Source organism: Streptomyces sp. NPDC033136 (genome assembly GCF_055578235.1).
Genome location: NZ_JBVIPD010000006.1, coordinates 43,759 through 65,063, shown reverse-complemented (window position 1 = coordinate 65,063; position 21,305 = coordinate 43,759). Strand labels below are relative to the sequence as shown.

The 21,305-nt window shown below is 71.5% G+C and carries 19 protein-coding genes and 2 pseudogenes; 8 read left to right on the top strand and 13 right to left on the bottom strand.

Annotated features, from left to right (window positions below; genetic code table 11):
* The first annotated feature begins 15 nt into the window (after positions 1-15).
* Both ACZ5TL_RS13140 and ACZ5TL_RS13135 read left to right on the top strand, forming a co-directional pair.
* A complete protein-coding gene (locus ACZ5TL_RS13140; RefSeq protein ID WP_468589624.1) occupies positions 16-942 on the top strand; it encodes a GNAT family N-acetyltransferase in 927 nt (308 codons plus the stop codon).
* Positions 923-1,423 carry a ribonuclease FAU-1 family protein gene (locus ACZ5TL_RS13135; protein ID WP_468589623.1) on the top strand — a complete coding sequence of 167 codons (501 nt, stop codon included), beginning with the start codon at positions 923-925 and terminating at the stop codon, positions 1,421-1,423. The genes ACZ5TL_RS13140 and ACZ5TL_RS13135 overlap by 20 nt, the downstream gene beginning before the upstream one ends.
* Here ACZ5TL_RS13135 and ACZ5TL_RS13130 read toward each other — a convergent pair.
* Positions 1,382-2,041, bottom strand: coding sequence for a class I SAM-dependent methyltransferase (locus tag ACZ5TL_RS13130; protein ID WP_468589622.1), 660 nt, complete (start codon positions 2,039-2,041; stop codon positions 1,382-1,384). The genes ACZ5TL_RS13135 and ACZ5TL_RS13130 overlap by 42 nt on opposite strands.
* A 139-nt stretch (positions 2,042-2,180) precedes the next feature.
* On the opposite strand from ACZ5TL_RS13130, the gene ACZ5TL_RS13125 reads away from it, so the two are divergent.
* Entirely contained in the window at positions 2,181-2,315 is a 135-nt protein-coding gene (locus ACZ5TL_RS13125) for a hypothetical protein (RefSeq protein WP_468589621.1), read from the top strand.
* Between the two features lie 30 nt (positions 2,316-2,345).
* Here ACZ5TL_RS13125 and ACZ5TL_RS13120 read toward each other — a convergent pair whose 3' ends face one another.
* The 3 genes from ACZ5TL_RS13120 to ACZ5TL_RS13110 all read right to left on the bottom strand — a co-directional run bounded on the left by ACZ5TL_RS13120 (position 2,346) and on the right by ACZ5TL_RS13110 (position 4,391).
* Entirely contained in the window at positions 2,346-2,795 is a 450-nt protein-coding gene (locus ACZ5TL_RS13120) for a GNAT family N-acetyltransferase (RefSeq protein ID WP_468589620.1), read from the bottom strand.
* Between the two features lie 221 nt (positions 2,796-3,016).
* Positions 3,017-3,877 (bottom strand): esterase/lipase family protein, encoded by an 861-nt coding sequence (locus tag ACZ5TL_RS13115; RefSeq protein WP_468589619.1) that lies wholly within the window; start codon positions 3,875-3,877, stop codon positions 3,017-3,019.
* 172 nt (positions 3,878-4,049) lie between these two features.
* Entirely contained in the window at positions 4,050-4,391 is a 342-nt protein-coding gene (locus ACZ5TL_RS13110; RefSeq protein WP_468590024.1) for a MarR family transcriptional regulator, read from the bottom strand.
* On the opposite strand from ACZ5TL_RS13110, the pseudogene ACZ5TL_RS13105 reads away from it, so the two are divergent.
* Positions 4,372-4,485: pseudogene (locus ACZ5TL_RS13105) on the top strand (cupin domain-containing protein); the annotation flags it as partial. The gene ACZ5TL_RS13110 and the pseudogene ACZ5TL_RS13105 sit on opposite strands and share 20 nt — an antisense overlap.
* A gap of 16 nt (positions 4,486-4,501) precedes the next feature.
* Here the strand turns inward: ACZ5TL_RS13105 and ACZ5TL_RS13100 are convergent.
* Together ACZ5TL_RS13100 and ACZ5TL_RS13095 are read right to left on the bottom strand one after the other, a co-directional pair.
* A complete protein-coding gene (locus ACZ5TL_RS13100) occupies positions 4,502-5,485 on the bottom strand; it encodes a DNA polymerase Y family protein (RefSeq protein WP_468589618.1) in 984 nt (327 codons plus the stop codon).
* Positions 5,482-9,015 carry a DNA polymerase III subunit alpha gene (locus ACZ5TL_RS13095; protein WP_468589617.1) on the bottom strand — a complete coding sequence of 1,178 codons (3,534 nt, stop codon included), beginning with the start codon at positions 9,013-9,015 and terminating at the stop codon, positions 5,482-5,484. Before ACZ5TL_RS13095 ends, ACZ5TL_RS13100 begins: the two co-directional genes overlap by 4 nt.
* Before the next feature lie 152 nt (positions 9,016-9,167).
* On the opposite strand from ACZ5TL_RS13095, the pseudogene ACZ5TL_RS13090 reads away from it, so the two are divergent.
* Positions 9,168-9,510, top strand: a pseudogene (locus ACZ5TL_RS13090) (DUF3533 domain-containing protein); the annotation flags it as partial.
* Positions 9,511-9,845: 335 nt separating this feature from the next.
* Here the strand turns inward: ACZ5TL_RS13090 and ACZ5TL_RS13085 are convergent.
* The 4 genes from ACZ5TL_RS13085 to ACZ5TL_RS13070 all read right to left on the bottom strand — a co-directional run bounded on the left by ACZ5TL_RS13085 (position 9,846) and on the right by ACZ5TL_RS13070 (position 14,165).
* The gene (locus ACZ5TL_RS13085; protein ID WP_468589615.1) at positions 9,846-10,928 is read right to left on the bottom strand and encodes a S1 family peptidase; all 1,083 of its coding nucleotides are present in this window, start codon (positions 10,926-10,928) and stop codon (positions 9,846-9,848) included.
* A gap of 429 nt (positions 10,929-11,357) precedes the next feature.
* Positions 11,358-12,263 (bottom strand): S1 family peptidase, encoded by a 906-nt coding sequence (locus ACZ5TL_RS13080; RefSeq protein WP_468589614.1) that lies wholly within the window; start codon positions 12,261-12,263, stop codon positions 11,358-11,360.
* A 263-nt stretch (positions 12,264-12,526) separates the two neighbouring features.
* Positions 12,527-12,787, bottom strand: coding sequence for a hypothetical protein (locus ACZ5TL_RS13075; protein ID WP_468589612.1), 261 nt, complete (start codon positions 12,785-12,787; stop codon positions 12,527-12,529).
* Between the two features lie 202 nt (positions 12,788-12,989).
* Positions 12,990-14,165 carry a DUF5685 family protein gene (locus ACZ5TL_RS13070; RefSeq protein WP_468589611.1) on the bottom strand — a complete coding sequence of 392 codons (1,176 nt, stop codon included), beginning with the start codon at positions 14,163-14,165 and terminating at the stop codon, positions 12,990-12,992.
* Positions 14,166-14,455: 290 nt separating this feature from the next.
* Between ACZ5TL_RS13070 and ACZ5TL_RS13065 the strand changes: the two genes are divergently transcribed.
* Positions 14,456-14,893: a cell division protein SepF gene (locus ACZ5TL_RS13065; protein ID WP_468589609.1), complete on the top strand. Its 438-nt coding sequence runs from the start codon at positions 14,456-14,458 to the stop codon at positions 14,891-14,893.
* A 50-nt stretch (positions 14,894-14,943) separates the two neighbouring features.
* Here ACZ5TL_RS13065 and ACZ5TL_RS13060 read toward each other — a convergent pair whose 3' ends face one another.
* A complete protein-coding gene (locus ACZ5TL_RS13060) occupies positions 14,944-16,134 on the bottom strand; it encodes an acyl-CoA dehydrogenase family protein (RefSeq protein ID WP_468589608.1) in 1,191 nt (396 codons plus the stop codon).
* Between the two features lie 289 nt (positions 16,135-16,423).
* Complete coding sequence (locus ACZ5TL_RS13055) at positions 16,424-18,025, bottom strand: MFS transporter (protein WP_468589607.1); 1,602 nt, start codon at positions 18,023-18,025, stop codon at positions 16,424-16,426.
* A gap of 262 nt (positions 18,026-18,287) precedes the next feature.
* Between ACZ5TL_RS13055 and ACZ5TL_RS13050 the strand changes: the two genes are divergently transcribed.
* Both ACZ5TL_RS13050 and ACZ5TL_RS13045 read left to right on the top strand, forming a co-directional pair.
* Positions 18,288-19,466, top strand: coding sequence for a glycosyltransferase family 39 protein (locus ACZ5TL_RS13050; protein ID WP_468589606.1), 1,179 nt, complete (start codon positions 18,288-18,290; stop codon positions 19,464-19,466).
* A 227-nt stretch (positions 19,467-19,693) separates the two neighbouring features.
* The gene (locus tag ACZ5TL_RS13045; RefSeq protein ID WP_468589605.1) at positions 19,694-20,677 is read left to right on the top strand and encodes a phosphatase PAP2 family protein; all 984 of its coding nucleotides are present in this window, start codon (positions 19,694-19,696) and stop codon (positions 20,675-20,677) included.
* A 125-nt stretch (positions 20,678-20,802) separates the two neighbouring features.
* Here ACZ5TL_RS13045 and ACZ5TL_RS13040 read toward each other — a convergent pair whose 3' ends face one another.
* Positions 20,803-21,018 (bottom strand): I78 family peptidase inhibitor, encoded by a 216-nt coding sequence (locus tag ACZ5TL_RS13040; RefSeq protein WP_468589603.1) that lies wholly within the window; start codon positions 21,016-21,018, stop codon positions 20,803-20,805.
* Positions 21,019-21,305 lie beyond the last annotated feature (287 nt).

The window sequence follows — 21,305 nt, the reverse complement described above, 5'->3', positions numbered from 1 at the left end:
GTAGCGTCCGCCTCCATGACCATGATCGTGCGCGACCTGCGACCCGATGTCCGAGCCGACGCCGAGGGGTTCTCCGACACCCGTCGCCTCGCCCTGCCCTACATGCTGTCCACGCCCGAGTCCGTGGTGCACACCCTGACGCACGCCCACCCGGACGCGCACTTCGGGCAGCTGATCGCCGAGGAGGACGGGGAAATCGTCGGCACGGCGCAGATCAGCGTCGCCCACGACAGCCCCGAGCCGGGCCAGGGCTCCGCCAACATCTACGTCCGCCCCGACCGCAGGCATCGGGGCGCCGGTTCGCTCCTGCTGCGCACCGCCGAGGAGCGCCTGGCGGGGCTCGGCGTGCGGAAGCTGTTCGCCTGGGTGCTGGACGAGCCGGCCAACCGCGCCTTCGCCGAGCGGCACGGCTTCCGGGCCAGCCGTTCCGCCTACTTCCTGCGCCTGGACCTGACCGGCACTCTGCCGTCCCGCCAGGACCCGCCGGCCGGCGTCGAACTGCGCACGGCCACCGACTTCGCGGACGATCCGCGCCCGCTGTTCGAACTGGACGCCGAGACGATGTCGGACGAACCGAGCGACATCGAGACCGAGTTCACGGACTACGAGGCGTGGCTGGAGGAGACCTGGAAGCATCCCCTCCTCAACCGCGAGCTGACCACGGTCGCCCTCGTCGACGGCCGCCCCGCCGCCTTCAGCGTGGCGTACACCGACGGCGACTTCCGCTACGGCACCGCCATGACCGGCACCGCCCGGGCGCTGCGCGGCCGGGGCCTGGCGAAGCTCGCCAAGAACGACTCCCTGCATCGCGCCCGCGCCGCGGGGTACACGGAGGCGTTCACCGGCAACGACACCGGTAACGAACCGATGATCGCCATCAACAAGTGGTTCGGCTACGAGATCTGCGCGAAGGAAGTGCGCCATGTCCGCGAACTCGGCTGACCGGCCTGGCCGGCTGGACGTCGTGCTCGTCAAGGCGGGCCGTACGAAGATCCGTTACACCGGGGAGCTGCTGACGGACGACGGCACGCGTGTCGCGGTCCGCGCCCCGTGGGCGGGCAGCGGCGTCCGCGACTTCGGGTTCGTCCGCTTCGAGCCCGGGGACGTCTTCACGGAGCACTACTGGCGCGACCGCTGGTACGCGGTAAAGGAGGTCCGCTCGCCCACGGGCGCGGTGAAGGGCTGGTACTGCGACATCACCCGCCCCGCCGTCCTCTCGGGCCGGGAACTCGTCGTGGAGGACCTCGACCTGGACCTGTGGCGCTCCGCGGACGGCACGGACGTACGACGCCTGGACGAGGACGAGTTCGCCGAGAGCGGCCTCACCGAAGCGGACCCGGATGCGGCACGAGCCGCCCTGGCCGCCCTCGACGAACTGGAGTCACGCGCCCGCGGCGGCGACTTCACCGCTCTCCTGGCCTGAGGCCCGGACCTGCGCGACCACCGCGTAGCGCTCGTCCGTCACCTCCTTGCCCCACAGCAGGGGGTCACCCGAGAGCCGCTCCACGCGCACCTGCCCGGCGATCGGGGCGAGGAGGCCGGTGAGCCGCTCCGCCGGTATGCCGACCGGGTCGGTGTTTCCCCACACGCCCTCGACCAGCACGAGCCGCCCGCCCGGTCGCAGCAGTCCGTGCCAGTGCCTGAGGGCGCGGCCGGGGTCGGGCAGGGCCCACAGGACATGCCGGACGAGCACGGCGTCGAAGCGCCGCTCCCCGACGGGCGGTGACGCGGCGTCCCCGACGAGGAACACCGCGTCGCGCCCGGCCAGTTTCTCCCGGGCGAGCCCCACCATCGCCGGGGACAGGTCCACGCCCGTCACCCGGTGCCCCTGCTCGGAGGCGAGGAGTGACAGGCTGCCGGTGCCGCAGCCCGGTTCCAGCACGTCTCCCGCCCGCCGGGGGAGCCAGCCGCGCAGCCGCCCGGCCCAGGCGCGGCGCACCTCGGGGTCGTGCAGCCCGTGGTCCGGCTCCTCGTCGAAGGAGGCCGCGCGCGCGTCCCAGTCCACGTCGGAGCAGGTCACTTGTTCCCTGTCAGGTGCCATGGGCTCAAGAGTGACACCTGCCACTGACACTCGAATCGTGACTGCCGCCACTGACAGACCAGGAGCGATGAGTAACCCTCCCCCGAAAGGTCTACCTCCGTGAGAACGCGGAACCCGGTAGACCCTGAAGGAGGCAGCCATGCGCCGTGTGACCGTGCAGAAGCCCCTGAAGAAGCCGGACGTCCGCCGGATCCGCGAGGAGGCCGACGAGCGCCCCGCCGGGCGCCCGGAGGTCCGCAAGGACATCGCACGCACCTGGTGGCCGGACGCCTGAGCGGCCGGTGCCGGTCATGAGACGCACGCGTCAGAGCAGCCGCTTGCGATAGTGGACGCGGTCGTAGGGTCCGTCGGTACGGCGCTCCACCAGCTCGTAGCCGTACTTCGGATAGATTTTCCGGTTCTCCCACATGAGCGCGTTCGTGCAGAGCCTGACCTCGGGCAGCCCCAGCGCACGCGCGTGTGCGTCCACGAACCGCAGCAGCCGTCGCCCCACTCCCCTGCCGTGCGCGGTGGGGTGGACGGCGATGGTGTCGAGGAAGAGATGGTCCTCGAAGGCCTCCACGACGACGAGGCCGGTCACGGGATCGCCCGTCACGAACACCTTGCCCGCGGTCACGTTCGCCGCGTGGTCCTCTTCCATGGGCTGCGGCACCTGTCCGATGCGCGCGATGTACGGGCGGAACGCCGCGTCGATCACGCCCTCGACCACCGGTACGTCAGCGGCGCCGGCCGGCCGGATCTCCTCGTCCGTCATGCCATGACGCTACCTACCTGATGCCAGTCTGAGCACTCCCTCAAGCGGGCCATAAGGATCTCCCTCACCCGCCTTCAGCAGGCGATTTCCCGGCTCCTCGTGCGGCGACAGCAGCACCCCGTACGTCGCGATCGGCGGCCGGCACGGCCGCTGACCCCTTGACTCGGGGCCTGTCCGGCGGCTCAGGCCGGACAGGCCCCGAATCGTTTCGCAGACACGTGTCAGTCGAAGGCCGAAGCACAGGTGGTGGGCCTGGCGCGCCCCGGGTCGAGGGCGTTGGCCACCTCATGGAAGGCGATCCGGTCCAGCAGCCCGACGGCCACGTGCTCGGACAGGTCGACCGGACACAGGTCCTGGAGCAGGACGTTGCGCACGTCCGGCCCTTTCAGGTACTGGCTGCGCCACGGTGTGACCACCTGGTCGTACTTGGTGGCGATGACGGTGTAGCGCACGCCGGGCACGGTGTCGCCGCCGGCGTTGAGCCGCTTGAGGAAGTCCGAGCCGGTGACCTGGTCGGCGAGGGCCGGGGTGGCCTTCGCCAGCAGGTCGGCGGCGCCCGGGAAGTACGGCAGCAGGCGGGTGAAGCCGTTCAGATCGGTGCCGTGGTTGCTGGGCGCGACGCCGACCAGGGCGTTCACCTTGGCGGCTCCGCCGAGGAAGCGCAGATACCAGCGGGGCATCATGCCGCCCTGCGAGTGTCCGACGACGTCGGTCTCGGCGGCGCCGGTGGCGGCGAGCACCTTGTCGACGAAGTCCCTCAGCTGGGCGGCGGACTTCTCGACGGGGCCGAGGCCGTGGAAGAAGGGGACGCCCTCGAGCTGCCCGTAGTCGAGGGAGAAGACGCAGTAGCCGCGGACCTTCAGATAGGGGGCGAGCCCCAGCCAGTTGTCGACGGAGTTCCCGAGGGTGCCGTGGACGAGGACGACGGGGCGGGGGTGGGCGGCGGACGGCTTGCAGGAGTAGTCGTTCCAGCCGGCGCTCGGTGCACCGGCGGCCTGGGCGGTGGTGGCGGGGACGGTGAGGGCCGCGGCGGTCAGCAGCAGCGCGGCCAGGGGTCTGAGCATTCGTTTCCAGGGCAGCATCGGGTGATCTCCTTGCGGCTCAAGGGAGGTGCGACGGCACGACGCCCTGTGATCCGGATCACGAGGATGCTGTTCACTCGTCAAGTTACGGGCGAGTAGTCAAACTGGGAAGTTACGCGTCAGTAAAAACATCCAGTGGTAACCGACGGCGGCGTACCCGCCTGACACCCCTTCACCAGGCAGGCCGCATGGGCCCGCGCGGAGCGATCCGCAGCAACTGCTGCCCGAGCGCCCGCGCTTCCCTCTCCCCCAGCACGTCCCCCCACGCCCGCACGGCATCCGCAGCCGCCTCCTCCGCCGCCCGCGTACAGCCCCACCCCCGCCCGGTCAGCACGACCAGCCGCGCCCGCGCGTCCTCGGGATGCGGCCGCCGCTCGGCGTCCCCGGACGGCTCGACGGTCACCGACCTGGCCGCCCACCTCGGGGTGACCAGCAGACCGCCAGTCAGCTCGTGGACGATGGTCCGCAAGGGGTAGGGCCATGGCCTCGGAGTTCTGAGCGTCGAGAACCCCACCGACCGGACCGCCTGCTCCTGGGTCACCACCTCGACCGGTCTGGAGGCACGGCTCACCGACGGCACCCGCATCGTGCCGCCGTGGGCCAACTGACGTCACGCGGAAGGATCTACGCCGCCAGTCCTCCTAGTCCCCCGGGCATCACCGCCCGCGGCCCGAACTTCGCTCGCGCGCGGTCCGCGACCTCCTCGATGCGGCGGACCTTCTCGTCCACGGAGTCGAAGGTCAGCTGGTGGGAGGCCTGGCCGGCGGGGTCGAGCCCCTCGGCGCGCAGGACGATCGCCCGCACCCGCGCCCGTTGCAGCCCGAGCGCCTCGTACATGCCGTACGCGGTCCTGGTCAGCGCCGGTGAGTGTGCGGTCGGTTCGGTCAGGGTGCGGGTGCGGGTGGTGGCGGACCGATCGGCGTAGCGCACGGTGAGGGTGAGGGTGCGGCAGACCTTCTCCAGGGCGCGCAGCCGGGCACCGATCTCCTCGGCGGCCGACAGCAGGGCCCGCCGGTGCCGGTCCGGGTCCAGCTCGTCGCGTTCGAAGGGGCGTTCCGTGGCGAGGGACCGGGAGACGGCGTTCGGTACGACCCGGCCACGGTCGACGCCGCTCGCCTTCTCGCGCAGTTCGCGGCCGGCCTTCGCGCCGATCAGCCGCTGCAGCGTGGACAGTGGCGCGGCAGCGACCCGGCCGAGAGTGTCGAGGCCGTAGTCGGTCAGGGTGCGGGAGGTCGCGCCGCCCACGCCGGGCAGCGCGGCGACGGGCTTGTCCGCGAGGAACTCCGCGATGGCATCCGGCTCCTCGGGCACCGCGCACGTCACCCCGGGCACGGCGTCGCGCAACGCCACACGCGCCAGCATCGGCCCGGGCCCGGCACCGATCACGCAGTCGACGCCGTACAGCGCGAGCGACCGCACCCGGATCACCGACGCCAGTTCGACGGCGTCCCGCCCGAAGTACCGCTCGGCACCCCGCAGATCGGCCAGCGCCCCGTCCGGTGGCAGGGCCTGGACGACCGGGGTGAACTCCTCGAGCATCCCGATCAGGTGGGGCAGATCGGCCTCGCCCGCCGAAGGCAGCTGGAAACGTACGCAGAGGATGGTCATCCCGCACTCCCCGGACTCTGGTGCCACAACTTTCTTCCCGCCGCGGGTCCTTCACCCGCGGGACGCAGGTCGGCCCAGGGGTGCATCTCGTACCCCGTGGCCATGCGGATCTTCCGCTGCTCCATCGGATCCCGGGCCGCGGAACCCGCCGGCGCGGGCGCCCCGTCCGAACCGGCCAGCCGTCGGGGCGCGGCTCCCTCACCGTCCTCACCCGGACCACCGGAATCACCGGAATCACCGGAATCACCGGAGCCACCGGAAGCGCCGGCACCGGCCAGCCGGGCCGCGACTCCCTCCAGCCCTTCCTCCCGGCGCACTTCGAGCAGGTCCGCGAGGTTCCAGGCGGCGGCGCCCACCACGCTGAGGCTGCGCGGGCCGCGCCGCTGCACCACCCCGCGCACCAGCAGCAGCCAGGAGTGGAAGACGGTGTGGGCGCAGGCGTCGTGCGAGTCGTCGAAGAAGGCGAGGTCGACCAGGCCCGTGCCGTCGTCCAGGGTGGAGAAGATGACCCGCTTGCCGGATCGGATCGGCGGCGTCTGGGTGGCCGCCTTGGCGCCCGCGACCAGTACCGTCTCCCCGTGCCGGGCCTCGCGCAGCCGCCGCGCCGAGACCACGCCCAGCTCGTCGAGGAACTGCCGGTGGTCGTCCATCAGATGGCGCGAGGCGTCCATGGACAGCACGCCCAGCTCGGCGCTGAGCCGCTCCGACGAGGTGAGGTCGGGCAGCCCGGCCGGGGCGGTCTTCCGGCCTCCGGCCAACGGCAGCTGGCCACCGCCCGCACCCCGCGCGCCCCGGTGCAGCTCGGTCAGATGCAGTTGCAGATCACGGCGATTGGCGCCGAACGCGTCCAGCGCGCCCACCTGTGCGAGCCGCTGGGCCAGCGGACGGCTGGGCCGGCCCCGCTCCCAGAAGTCGACCAGCGAGGCGTACGGCTGCCCCTGCTCGATCCGCGCCGCCTCGGCCTCAGTGATGCCGTGCACATCGGAGAGCGCCAGTCGCAGACCCCATTTACCGGACACCAGTTCGATACGGTGTGCGACCCCCGACTTGTTCACGTCCAACGGCAGCACGGGCACACCGCGCCGCCGCGCGTCCGCCAGCAGCAGCCGCTTCGGGTACATACCGGGGTCGTGCGTGAGCAGTCCCGCGTAGAAGGCGGCCGGGTGATGCGCTTTCAGCCACGCCGACTGGTAGGTCGGCACGGCGAAGGCGACCGCGTGCGCCTTGCAGAAGCCGTACGACCCGAAGGCCTCGATGATCTCCCAGGTCCGCCGAATCGTTTCCGCGTCGTAGCCGTGCGCCGCCGCGTGCTGCGCGAACCACACCTTGATCCGCCCCTGCGACTCCGGATCGGACAGCCCGCGCCGCACCCGGTCGGCCTCGCCGCGCCCGCACCCGGTCATGATGTCGACGATGTCGATGATCTGCTCGTGGAAGACGACGACCCCGTACGTCTCCATCAGCGGCTCCTCCAGATCCGGGTGCGGACAGCGGATCGGCGCCCGCCCGTGCCGCGCCTCGATGAACGGCCGCACCATGTCGGCGGCGACCGGCCCGGGCCGGAACAGCGAGATGTCGACGACCAGATCGTGGAAGGTGGCGGGCTGAAGCCGCCCGACCAGGTCCCGCTGCCCGGGCGACTCGATCTGGAAGCAGCCGAGCGTCTCGGTGGACCGGATCAGCCGGTACGCCGCGGGGTCCCCCGGCGGCAGGGCGTCCAGCTCGACCCTCTTTCCCGACACCCGCTCCACTTCCCGCACCGCGTGCGCCATGGCCGACTGCATCCGCACCCCCAGCACATCCAGCTTCAGCAGCCCGAGGTCCTCGACGTCGTCCTTGTCGAACTGCGACATCGGAAAGCCCTCGCCGCTGGTCGGCATGACCGGCGTGCGCGCCGGCAGCGAAGCATCGGACAGCAGCACCCCGCACGGGTGCATGGCCACCCCGCGCGGCAGGGCGTCCAGCGCCTCGACCAGCTCCCACAGCCTCCCGTACTTCTCCTTCTCCCCCGCCAGCGCACGCAGCTCGGGCAGTTCCTCCAGCGCGGCGCGGGCGTCCCTCGCCCGGATGTGCGGAAAGGACTTGGCGACCCGGTCGATCTCGGCCGGGTCCATGGACAGGGCGGCCCCCACGTCGCGGATGGCGTGCCGTACGCGGTACGTCTCCGGCATCGCGACCGTCGCGACGCGCTCGGTGCCGAACCGGTCGATGATCGCGCGATAGACCTCCAGCCGGCGCGCGGACTCCACGTCGATGTCGATGTCGGGCAGCACGACCCGCTCCTTCGACAGGAACCGCTCCATCAGCAGCCGGTGCTCGATCGGGTCGGCGTGCGCGATCCCGAGCAGATGATTGACGAGCGACCCGGCCCCGGACCCCCGGGCGGCCACCCGGATGCCCATCTCCCTGACGTCGTCGACCACCTGGGCGACGGTCAGGAAGTAGGAGGCGAACCCGTGGTGGGCGATGATGTCCAGCTCATGGTGCATCCGCTCCCAGTACTCCCGGCGCCGGCCGTACCCGCGCAGCACCATTCCCGCCGCCGCCCGCGAGGCCAGGGTCCGCTGGGCGGTACGGCGCCCGGCGCCGACCAGATGCGGCTCGGGGAAGTGGACGGTCCCGATCCCGAGGTCGTCCTCGGGATCGACCAGGCACTCGGCAGCCGTCGCCTCGGTCTGCTCCACCAGCCGGTGAGCGGTGCCCCGCCGGAACCCGGCGGCCTCCACGATCCGCTCGGCGGCCTGCGCCATGGCCCCGGCCCCCTTGAGCCAGGCCTCACCGGAGTCCAGTTCCCTGGCCGGGTCGATGGGCACCAGGCGCCGGGCGGCGTCCAGGACGTCGGCGACCGGACCCAGCCCGGAATCGGCGTACCGTACGGCGTTGGTGAGCACGGGGCGGATCCGCTGCTCGGCGGCGAACCCGACGGTCCGGGCGGCCAGCCGCAGCGACCCGGGCCCCGTGCCTTTCCGGCCGTGCCAGACGGCCTCCAGCCGCAGGTCGTCGCCGTAGACCTCCCGCCACGGCACGAGCAGCCGCGCCGCCCGGTCGGGCCGGCCCGCGGCCAGGGCGCGCCCGACATCGGAGTCGGGCCCGAGCAGCACGGTCAGCCCCTCGGCATGGTTGCGGTCCCAGGGCAGCAGGGGCGTCCCCTCCCCTGCATGGGCGGCCGAGACGAGGCGGCACAGCTCCCCCCACCCCCGGGCCCCGTCCCGGGCGAGAAAGATCGCCCGAGGAGCCGACTCGTCGACGAAGGCACCACCCCGCACCGGCGTCCGGCGCCGCCCCTGCCGCCCGGTCCCGCCCTGAGGCTCCACTCCCGCCACCGCCAGATCCACCCCGAACAGCGGACGGACCCCCGCCTTCCCGCAGGCCTTCGAGAACCGGACCGCACCGGCGAGCGTGTCGCGATCCGTCAGCGCGAGGGCGTCCATGCCCCGCTCGGAGGCGCGCTCGGCCAGCCGCTCCGGGTGCGAGGCCCCGTATCGCAACGAGAATCCGGAGACGGTGTGCAGATGCGTGAACCCCGGCACACGCACCTCCCGCACTTGTGAGCAACCCGCTCTCGAACATCTGTTCCCAGCTACCTCACCCCCACCATAGACCAATTTTCGAATGTGTGTACGACATCCGTTCGACCCCGCCCCACCTGCGGAAACACCCTGAACCCCCCGACCGTGGAGGCATGCCGCACCGCTCGTTCGCCCCCGAGATGAAAGACGCCGTCACACCCCGGGCCACCCTGCTGGTCGTCGGCGTGATCGCGCTCCAGCTGCTGTTCACGCCTCCTACGTGGGAGCACTGCACGACCCGAAACCCAGGGACGTGCCTTTCGGCCTGGTGGCCCCCCAGGCGGCGTCCGAGCAGGCGATGACCCGCCTGGAACGGCTCCCGGGCACCCCCTGGACCCCCGCGCCCTGCCGGACGAGGCGACGGCCCGGAACCAGATCGAGAACCGCGACATCGACGCCGCCCTGATCGTCGACCCCAGCGGCACCGTGGGAGCGGCCACCCTCGCCCTGCAGGGCCTCTTCGGCACGATCGGCATCGGCCTGGTCATCCTGCTGGTGGTCATCCTCGGCAACCCCAGCGCGGGCGGCGCCCCGCCCCGGATGACCACATCACTGCTGACCCTGGTGGCGTAAGCGGTAGCGGGAACGGCCATCACGGTGGCAGCGGCAGCCCGCCGCAGGACCCCGCAGCCCCGCCGCACGGACGGGCCGCACCTCCGTACGACAAGAAGGCCACCCCGGCGCAGGCGCACACCCGCAGGCGAAAGCCCCGCCCCTCACACGAGGGGCGGGGCTCACCAGCTCACGAGCCGGCCGCGCTGGGTCAGCTGATCCGGGCCGGCCGATCCGCCTCAGCCGATCTGCGTCCCCGTGGCGGACAGCGCCTCCGTCACCGGCTGGAAGAACGTCTCCCCGCCCGACGTGCAGTCACCGCTACCGCCGGACGTGAGCCCGATCGCGCTGCTCCCCGAGAACAGCGACCCGCCGCTGTCACCCGGCTCGGCGCACACGTCGGTCTGGATCAGCCCGTTCACGACGTCGCCGTTGCCGTAGTTCACGGTGGCGTCCAGCCCCGTGACCTTCCCGTCGTGCACCTGCGTCGTCGACCCGCTCCGCGTGACCTCCATGCCGACGGTCGCCTCCGCGGCACCGGAGATCTTCTGGGTCGACCCGTTGTACAGGTTCACCTCACTGGGGTGCGCGACCTCCGAGGTGTACTTGACCAGCCCGTAGTCGTCGCCCGGGAAGCTGGAGTCCACGTTGGTGCCGAGCTCGTTGCCGCTGGAGTCGGACCAGGTGGAGATGCCCTCGGTGCAGTGCCCGGCGGTCAGGAAGAACGGCTCGCCGCCCTTGACCACGTTGAAGCCGAGCGAGCAGCGGCCGCTGCCGCCGGTGATCGCGTCGCCACCGGCGATGAAGGGCTTGTACTCCCCCTTCGTCCGCTTCAGTTCGGCCTTCGCCCCGAGCCCGTCCACGACCTTCGTCAGCGTCGCCCACTCGGCCTTGGAGACCGTACGGTCGGCGGTCACGACGACCTTGTTCGTCGTCGGGTCGGTCACCCAGGAGGTGCCCGGGATCGTCGCGTCCTGCTTCAGCGTGCTGCGGGCGCTCTTCAGCTCCGCGAGCGAGTTCGCCACGATTCTCGCCTTGGCGCCGGCCTTCTCGACGGCCTGCGCGGCGGCCTCGTCGAGCACGTTCACCACGAGGCTCTTGCTCTTGGTGTCGTAGTACGTCCCGGCCGAGTCGGCTCCCAGATCCTTCGCCAGCGTCGAGGCGAGCTTTCCGGCCGCCGCGACCGACAGGGTCCGGGGTGCGGACGCCTCAGGGGTTTCGCTGGCGTTCGCGGTCTGGAACGTCACTCCCGCGGCGACCAGTGCGGCGATGCCCGCACCTGCCACGGCTGCACGCCGCTTGGGTATGCGTCGGTGCTTCAACTTCTGTCCTCCTGTGGGGGGTCGGTGCGGGAGGTTGTGGGGACCTCACCGGACCGGAAGGCTTCGTTGACGAGCGTCACTATTCCGAGGACAACGGGGAGCACACAAGGTCGAGTTCAGGACGCGCGTAGATGACGCGACGTACGGCCCTCATTTTGACCGCGCACGGTCAAATCGGGCTCAACCAACACCCGTTCACACTGCAAACATTACGCACGAGTAATATGTGCGCACTCCGAGAGGTCTGACCGTGGCCGAAAACCTTCCCTCCGGCCAACCCCAACTCATGCTCAGAAAAAGTACATTGATGGACCATCGCACCATCTCCACGAAGTCCCCACCGAACACTTCGACCCAACCCAAAAGGAAAGCCCCCGCACGCGGTGCGTGCGGGGGCTCGAAGCCCTTCGGACTACTGCCCGGGAAGGCCTAGTACACGCTGACGCCGTAGGCGCTCAGGGCCTCCGTGACGGGCTGGAAGAACGTCGTACCACCGAAGGAGCAGTTGCCGCTGCCGCCGGAGGTCAGACCGTACGCCGTGCCGTTGCTGCCGTAGAGCGGGCCGCCGGAGTCGCCCGGCTCGGCACAGACGGTGGTCTGGATCAGGCCGGAGACGATGTCGCCGCCGCCGTAGTTGACGGTGGCGTTGAGGGCGGTGACCCGGCCGCTGTGCGTACCGGTCGTGGAACCGTCACGGATGACGGTGGTGCCCACGCTGGGCGTGGCCGCGCGCGTGATGTCCACGCCGTTCGCGGTGCCGGGCCGGCTGACGGACCCCGAGTACCGGACGATGCCGTAGTCGTTGCCCGGGAAGCTGGAGCCGGCGGTCGAGCCGATGACCGAGGTGCGGCCGGAGTTGGAGTACCAGGTGCCCGCGCCGTCGGTGCAGTGACCGGCGGTCAGGAAGTACTGGGTGCCGTTGCTGGCGCGGACGTTGAAGCCGAGGGAGCAGCGCCAGCTACTCGCATAGATGGCGTCGCCGCCCTGGATGAGCTTGCTGAACGTGCCGGGGGTCCGCTTGATCGTGAGCGCGTCGGCGTTGCCGCCGGCCTGCTGCTTGATCTTCGCGATCTCGGCCTGGGTGACCGTGCTGTCCACGGTGACGAGCACCCGGTTGGTCTTGCTGTCGACAGCCCAGGCGGTGCCCGGGATGTCGGCCTTCAGCATGGACCCGCTGGCGCTCTTGAGCTCGGCGGCACTGAAGGCGGTGGGGGTCTCGGACGCGTTCGCGCTGGGGATCGCGATCGCTGCGGCGGCGACCAGGCCGGTGGAAACGGCGATCAGCCGGGTCCGTCTCGAAATGCCGCTGCGGGGGGTGGTGCGCTTGATCCTCACTTTTCGTTCCTCCACAAAGGAAGTAGGGGGCCCTCGTGGGGTTTCAGGCCCGTGAGGCGCAGCCTGGGACCGGGTGCTCGGATTCCGAACACGTCGTGCCCCTGACAAGCGCTGAGGGGGAGTATTCGGCCGAACGGCCGGTCGGCGCAAGGGTGCCTTTCGGCCGTCACCCTTCGAGCGTTCTGTGCGTGAGTGCCCTCGTCCGCGCCTCACGGCCCCACCGCCAGGCTCAGTTGCCCCGCCGGCCCGGAAGCCGCCTCACTTCAGGGCCCGAGCGCCCCGGCACCGCCCGGCGCGGGGCGTACGGCGTGCCCCGGAGGCCGCGGAACCCCCGGCGCGCGGGCGGACTCCGGGTCGAAGTCGTGTACGCCCCACGCCCCCTCGCGCACCAGCGCAACCGGCCTTCGCTCGCCGTACGCCACCCGCGCCCCGCCCGCCGGGCCCGGCTCGGCCGCGAGCCGCACCTCACCGCCGAAAGGCCGTCCGCCCACCGCGAGGTCGTCCGTTTCGGTGGTGCTCAGCACGACTTCGGCGGTGGTCGGCAAGAAACCGCGTCGCCGTCGGCCCGCCAGAGCCCGGGGATGTCCGGAAGTCGACCATCCGGATCACCCTCGGTCCTGGGGCCCCGCGCCGTGCCAGCGGGGCGCCGACGTAGAGCACCAGCAGGGAGCGGCCGTGAGGACGAAGAGGGCCGAGGCCACGACGGCCGGCTCGCCTGACGGTGCCTCAGCAGCTGCAGCCGCAGTCGCAGCCGTCGCAGCCGCAGTTGTCGCAGCACTTGCCGCAGCAGTCACAGCAGCTGCAGCAGTCCCCGCATCCGCCGCAGTCGCAGTTGCCGCACTGCCCTTCCTTGCGCTCGCCCGTCCACGGATCGTGATACGTGCCGCAGCACATCTGGCACGTACAGGCGAGCCCCAGCCACACCGCGCACCCGGCGAGCAGCCCGCGCCGGTTGCCGCGCGGCGGCTCGGGGGGCGGCGGAGCGCCGGGACCGCCCGGGGCGCCGGTGCCGGGCGGTGCGTAGGGACCGGCGGCGTGGGCGCAGGCGGCCACACCGAAGGCGCGGTCGACGGAGGTGCGCAGCTCGTGCACGAGGAGCCGGTGCACCAGCCGCCCGTCGGTGAACTCCGCCTCCCGCAGTGCCAGCCGGACGCCGTGCACCGCGTCGTCGGCCAGCCGCCGGACCTCGGTGAGGGAGGTGCCGGTCGCGGCGATCGGGTTCCAGGCGCCTGACGCGGCGTCGGCGTGCCGGTCCTGAACGGCGTCCAGCAGATGGGCCAGCCGCCCGAAGAGCCGTCCGGCCTCGGCGAGCGGTACGGCGTTGTGCGGCCGGCCGGCGAGGACGGCGGTGTGCGCGAAGGCCGCGGCAGTGGCGGTCTCGGTCGGTTCGGTGACCGTCAGGATCGGCGTCCCGGGCCCGGCCAGCGCCTCGATCCCGGTCTGCCGGTCCACGGCGTCGACCAGGAGGGCGGTGTCGAACCCCACAGCGGTGCCGCCACGGGCACCGGCCGAGTCCCAGCGAGCGGCGACCCGGCGAGCGGCGCGCGCCACCGGCCTGCGGGCCATCAGCCCGTCGCCGTCGGCGACGTGATCCCGTACCTTTGCGGAGGCCAGTACCAGCGACACGGCGGCCGCCAGCCGGGCCCCCTCGCCCTGGGCGACGGAGGCGGTGCGCATGCCGCGCAGCGGGCACGGCCCGGCCGTACGCCGCGCGGCCCCGCCGGACGCGGCCTGAGCCTCCGTCAAAACGGATATGAGAAGGCCGTCATAGTTCGTCACTATGCGAGCGAACTGTCCGTGCTCTCCGCGCAGCGCGAGGCACAGGCCGCACAAATGCGCCATCCACTGACTGCTGAGCTTCTCTCCGAGACGGTGCCTGCAGGGCCTGACGATTCCGAACACGGCGCTCCCCCGAGCTTCGTTACGACGCTGAGCTGCGGCATCGTATCGGGCCGCGCATTCACCCGTACGCCCCGGCCGTCACCCGTACGCCGAGAAGAATCATATTTCACTCACAGTCAGCAGCCGTTTGGGAAACGGCCCTTGGGACATACGGACTCTCGACGGATTCGCTGTGCACCAGTACCGTCACAAACCCCCCGCGCGGCGTCTATCCACTTGGCGCGCCATCCGCATCATGGACGACCATAGGGATGCGGAAAGCAGAAAGACCGCTGTGAGAGGAGGCGTCCATGGGATCGGTACGCAAGGCAAGTGCCTGGCTTGGCCTCGTCGACGACAACGAAGACGAGCGTTACTACGACGACGACTACTCCGACGGGACCGAGCCCGGGGAGGCCTGGGTCACCGATCCGCGCGTCAAGGTGGCCTCGGACGTCGCCGAGGAGAAGGGCCGCCGCATCGGCACGGTGACCCCCGACAGCTTCCGGGACGCCCGCGCCATCGGCGAGCTGTTCCGCGACGGCGTGCCGGTCATCATGAACCTCACGGCCATGGAGGCGGCCGACGCCAAGCGCGTGGTCGACTTCGCGGCCGGGCTGATCTTCGGCCTGCGCGGCTCGATCGAGAGAGTGTCGACCCGCGTGTTCCTGCTGACCCCCGCCAACACGGAGATCGTGAACGGCGACCCGGCCGCGCACCGCACGGACGGCTTCTTCAACCAGAGCTGAGGCAGGACCGCTCACCGGCCCTGCCCCCGCGCGGGGTCACCGGACAGGGCCTAACGGAAAGCGTCGAGTCCGGTGAGCGCCTTGCCCAGCACGAGCTGGTGCATTTCGACGGTGCCCTCGTAGGTGAGCACCGACTCGAGGTTGGTCGCGTGCCGCATCACGGGGTATTCGAGCGAGATCCCGTTGGCCCCGAGAATCGTGCGGGCCGTGCGGCAGATCTCGATCGCTTCCCTCACGTTGTTGAGCTTGCCGAAGCTGACCTGCTCGGGACGCAGGCGGCCGGCGTCCATCCGCCGCCCCAGATGGTGGGCGAGCAGAATCCCCTTGTGCAGTTCCACCGCCATGTCGGCGAGTTTGGCCTGGGTGAGCTGGAAGCCGCCGATGGGCCGCCCGAACTGCTCCCGTGACTTCGCGTAGTCGACCGCGGCCTCGAACGAGCTGCGGGCCGCGCCCATGGCGCCCCAGACGATCCCGTACCGGGCGTGGGACAGACAGCTGAGCGGTCCGCGCAGGCCGGTGACGTCCGGGAGGACGGCGTCGGCGGGCAGCCGTACGTCGTCGAGGACGAGTTCGCTGGTGACGGAGGCCCTGAGGGACCACTTGTGCTTGATCTCGGGGGCGGTGAACCCGGCGCTGTCCGTCGGCACGGCGAACCCGCGGATCCCGTACTCGGTCTGCGCCCACACGACGGCGACGCCGGCGACCGAGCCGTTGGTGATCCACATCTTGCGGCCGTTGAGGACCCAGTCGGTGCCGTCGCGCTTGGCGTACGTCCGCATGGAGGCCGGGTCGGATCCGTGGTCGGGCTCGGTGAGCCCGAAGCAGCCGATGACCTCGCCGGAGGCCATACGCGGCAGCCAGTGCCGCTTCTGCTCCTCGCTGCCGAAGCGGTGGATCGCGTACATGGCGAGGGAGCCCTGCACGGAGACGAGGGAGCGGATGCCGGAGTCGGCGGCCTCCAGTTCCAGACAGGCGAGCCCGTACTGCACGGCGGACGCGCCGGCACAGCCGTAGCCCTCCAGGGACATCCCGAGGGCGCCGATGCTCCCGAGCTCCCGGGCCAGCTCCCGGATCCCGGGCAGTTCCCCCTTCTCGTACCACTCGGCGACGTACGGCAGCACCCGGTCCGCGGCCCAGGACCGCACGGTGTCCCTGATCCCGAGGTCCTCCGGCTCCAGCAGGTCGTCCAGGCCGAGGGGATCGGCGGGATCGAAGGGAGGCAGCTTGGACGAACCGGACATGAACGACATCCTCCGAGACTCTTCAACTAGCACCGCTAGCCCAAGACGCTACGGCTCCGCACACCCACGCACCACCCGTAGCCACGAACTGAGAGGCGAGGCTCGCTCACGGGCGGCACCGCGCCATCGGCGGCTGCCCGCGGGCCCGCCGCCATCCGCGAACCGCAATCCGCGAACCGCAGGCCACCGACGGCGCCTCGCCCCTGCAGGCGACCCTGACCCCGCGAGCGACAGTCACGGGTGGCGCGCGGGTGTGGCGCGTGAGTGTGGCGCGTGAGTGGGCGAAGGATCACACCGAGACGCGCGACTCCGCAGCGTCCCTCGGTGCAGGCACCTCCACCGCCCCGGGCTCGCACTGCATCACCCGCGGCAACCGCAGCGCCATCACCGCACCCAGCAGCAACAACCCCGCACTCACCAGCAGCGTCACATGCAGCCCGTGCACGAACGCGTCCCGCGCGGCATGCCGCAGAGCGGCCCCGGCGGCGCCGCCCAGCTGCGCGGCGACCTCGTACGCCTCCCCCAGCGAATGCCCCGCGGCGGAGGACGCCGACTCCGGCACCCCCGGCACACCCGACAACCCGGGCGCGTACGCCGCGTTCATCACCGTGCCGAGCAGCGCGATCCCGATGCCCGCTCCCAGCTGGTACGAGGTCTCCCCGATCGCCGCCGCCCCACCGGCCTGCTCCTGCGGCGCCTCGCTCAGCATCGACTCGTACGCCCCGAACAGCGTCGTCTCCAGCCCGAAGCCCAGCAGCACGAACCCGCTCAGCATCAGCGCGCAGTCGTCCGTCCGGCCCAGCGCCGTCAGCAGCACCACCGCGAACGCGGTCAGGCAGAACCCGGCGCACACCATCCGCCGCGGCCCGAACCGCCGCAGCATCCGCGCCCCGGCCAGCCCGGCCGCCATCGCCGCGAACGTCAGCGGCAGCAGCCGCAGACCGGTCTCCAGCGGCGACAGCCCGAGCACCAGCTGCAGGTACTGCGCCGCGATCAGTTCGAGCCCCACCAGCGCGAGCATCGCCAGCACGATGCACCCGACGGACGTGCTGAACGCCGGCCGCGCGAACATCCTGAGGTCCACCAGCGGATGCGTCCGCCGCCGCTGCCGCCGCACGAAGGCGACCAGCAGCACCACGCCCCCCACCAGCGGCAGCACGGTGAGCAGGCTCCCCACCGACTCGCCGCTCCCGAGCCGCTTGACACCCAGCACCACGCCGAACAGGCCGGCCGCCGCCATCAGCGCGCCGACCACGTCCCAGGGCCCGTCGCCCTCGCCCTTCGACTCGGGCAGCAGCAGCCGCCCCACCGGGAGACTGACCAGCATCAACGGAATGTTGACGAGGAAGACCGAGCCCCACCAGAAGTGCTCCAGCAGGAAGCCGCCGAGCAGCGGCCCGACCGCGGCGCCCACCGCGGCCACGGCGCTCCAGATGCCGATCGCGAGCGCCCGCTCGCGCCGGTCGGGGAAGACCTGCCGCAGGATCGACAGCGTCGCGGGCATGATCATCGCGCCGCCGACACCGAGCAGTGCCCGCGCCACGATCAGCAGCTGCGCGTTGTCCGCCAGGGCCGCGAGCCCCGAGGCGACGCCGAACAGCGCGTATCCGAGGAGCAGGACCCTTCTGCGGCCGACGCGGTCGCCGAGCGTGCCGAACAGGATCAGCAGTGAGGCGCAGACCAGCGGGTAGACGTCGACGATCCAGAGCAGCTCCATCCCGCCGGGCCTGAGGTCCTCGGTGACGGCGGGGACCGCCACGTGCAGCACGGTGGCGTCGACCGCGACCAGCAGCAGGCTGACGCAGAGGACGACCAGAACCACCCAGCGGTTGGCACCGGCCCCGGCCGCCCGACGGCGCAGCCCGGCGGCGGCCGTGGTCGTCCCGGACATGTACGTACCTCCCAGATGTTCCTCGCGATCGGCGGGCTCACGGAGTGGGGGACGCCCCCGCGACTCGGCCGGAGAGGAGCGGTGGTCTCCGGCCCGCGCAAACGAACAGCGAGTGACACGTCAGCGTACGCGAATCCACGCCGGAGCCCAGTGGCGGACCTCTCACACGTTCGACCCAGAGGTGTGGTGTGCGTCACTTTCCCCTCTCCCGGTCACGCCCTGGCCGGCCTGCCGGTTCCCGCCCCGGTCGATAATCGGGCCCGTGACCGATCTTGAGACACGCGTGGCCCCGATCCGCGCCGGGGCGCTGCGCCGGGCGGCCCCGGCGCTCCTCGGGTACGCGGCCGTCCGCGCCCTGGGCCTGCTGGTCCTGTTCCTGTGGAGCGCGGCGCGGGACAAGAGCGCGTACACACTGCTGACCGCCCGCTGGGACGCGCTCTGGTACGTCAGGATCGCCGAGCTCGGCTACGGCTACGAGGTGCGGCTGGCGAACGGCGACGTCCACTCGAACCTGGCGTTCTTCCCGCTGCTGCCCTGGCTGGAGCGGCTGGTGGCGGCGGTGTCGCCGCTGTCGTACGCGGACGGGGGCTTCCTCGTCAGTCTGCTGGCCTCGCTCGCCGCGGCGTGGGGGATCTTCGCGGTGGCGGACCGGGTGTACGGCCGCCGGGCCGGAGTGTGCGCGGTCCTGCTGTGGGCCGTCCTGCCGGTCGGGATCGTGCAGTCGATGGCGTACAGCGAGTCGCTGTTCACGGCCCTCGCCGCGTGGTCGCTGTACGCGGTGCTGACCGGCCGCTGGGTGACGGCGGGCACGCTGGCCCTGCTGGCGGGCCTGACCCGTCCGGTGGGGATGGCGGTGGTGGCGGCGGTGTGGGTGGCGGCGGCCTGCTCCTTCACGCGGGACGGGCGTGCGGCCTCGGCGGACGGCCTGCCCGGCCCGGCTCCCCGGGACCGCCGCGTCCTCGGCATGCTCCTCGCCCCCCTCGGCACCGCCGGTTACGTGCTCTGGGTCGGCCACTACACGGGCCGGGGCCCGCTCGGCTATCTCGACGTGCAGGCCGGATGGCGCAACGGCTTCGACGGTGGCTACTCCTTCGCCCGGTTCGTCGCCGAGAAGTTCACGTCGTTCCCGTCGGCCCTGGCCGGGGTGGGGCTGGTCCTCGGGGTCGCGTCAGTCGTCTGGCTGTATGCGACCGGCGTACGTCAGCGCCAGCCGCTGCCGCTGCTGGTCTACACCGGCGTCGTCACCGCGCTCGCCCTGTGCGCGTCGAGCTACTTCGGCTCGAAACCGCGTCTGCTGCTGCCCGCCTTCCCCCTGCTGCTGCCCCTCGCGCTGGCCCTGGCCGGGCTGCGTCCCCGCAGGTCAGCGGCGGTGCTCGGGGGCGTGGCGGTCGTCTGCGCGGGGTACGGGGCGTTCTGGCTGAACGGGTCCGGTCCGCCCTGACCCGCTGTGAGCGCCGGGAGAATTCCGCACCATGCCCCGGTGAACGAATTCAAAAGGTCAACAAAACCCGCATCCGGAATGATCAAAGGAATTGAAGGCCACAGCGGCCGGGGATTGCAGATTCGCCGGAAATAATCCTGCTCCTGAGGGGAATCCCACATCACATCGTCATCACAAAGCCGTTGATTCGACCGGGATCCCAGCTCACTCGCTGTAACGTCGATCGGGTGCGTACCGAACCGAAGCTCACCCGTCTGGACCGGGTGTTCGCCCGGCTGGACCGTGAGCCGGAACGACCGGCCCACATCGATGCGCCGGAGATGAGCAGGCACCGCGTCGTGCTCTTCGCGGCGACCCTGGCCTTCTACGGCGCGATCGTGTGGGCCGTGGTGATCACGTCCTGGCTGGTCCGGCTCGACTGGCAGGTCATGTTCTTCCGGCCCTACCAGCAGTGGTCGGAGATCCACTGGTTCGTCGACTACTACGTGGTCCTCGGACAGCGCGGCCCGACCGCCGTGATGGTCGCGGCCTGGCTGGGCTGGCGCTCCTGGCGCCAGCACACCCTGCGTCCGCTGCTCGCCCTCGGCGTCTCGCTGCTGCTGCTGAACGTCACGGTCGGCGCCGCCAAGTACGGCATGGGCCGGCTGGGACCGCACTACGCGACCGTGATCGGCTCGAACGAGATGTGGCGCGGCGGCGATATATTTCCGAGCGGTCACACCGCCAACGCCGTGGTGACCTGGGGAATCCTGGCCTATATGGCCTCCACCCCGAGAGCGCGCCGCTGGCTGTCCGCCGTGTCCGCGGTGACCTCGCTCGGCGTCGGTATGGCCACCGTCTACCTCGGTACGCACTGGCTGAGCGATGTGCTGCTGGGGTGGGCCGCGGGGCTGCTGATCCTGCTCGCCCTGCCGTGGTTCGAGCCGCTGATCGCCCGTGCCGAGGCCCGGATCTTCGACCTGCGCGACCACTTGCGGGAGCGCTGGAGCCGTGCCGCCACCGCCCCCGTCAGCGCGCCGCCCGTGGTGGTCACGCCGCTGCCCTCCGACCGGGAGGACGTCGCGGCCCGCTCGCCCCGTACTCCGGTCTGCCTGGCGCCGGGCCCGCACACATCCCGCGCGGAGCGCACGCCGACCGCCCCGGCCGGCAGCCGCCGCCCGCCGCACCCGGAGCGCCACCCGCGCGGCACGACGTCGTCGGTCCGCCCCTGAGAGGCGGCTGACCACGGCGGACAGCCGCGTGAACGGCGCGCACATCCCGTCCGAGGTGCGCACATCCCGTCCCGGCACGGGCGAGGGCCCCGGTTCCGGAGCGGAACCGGGGCCCTCGCCCTGTCTCAGCCCTTCCAGGCCCGCACCACCCGGCCACCCCTGACCTCGAAGTTCAGCCGGCCCACGCGGTACTCCATCGTGATGATCGCCCCCGGCGGCAGCGAGCGCACCGTCGGCCAGCCGCGCTCACGCGCGAGGCGTTCGGCCCGGTCGGCCTCCAGGCCGACATAGGTGTCCGGGCTGTCGTCGGGTTCCGCGGAAGGTGTCGGAGTCGGTGCCATGGCGCCACGCTATGTCCTGCCCGGCTACCGCGGAAGTCCGGGCCGTCGCCTCGTCACTCTCCGCCTCCGGTCACGCTTCTGTCACAAGACAACGACAGGCGTTTCCGGCACGGCCCGTCACACGGACGAGGGGTTCCCTACGCCTTCCGCAGGTATTCGATCGTCATTCCCGCGGGTTGCGTGAGCTCATGGAAAGGCCCGGCGGAAAGCGCCGGGTGAAATGCCGGGCCCGGGAAAAAAAAACACCCCACCTAACCCCCACCACCCCACAAACCCGCCGTGAGAGG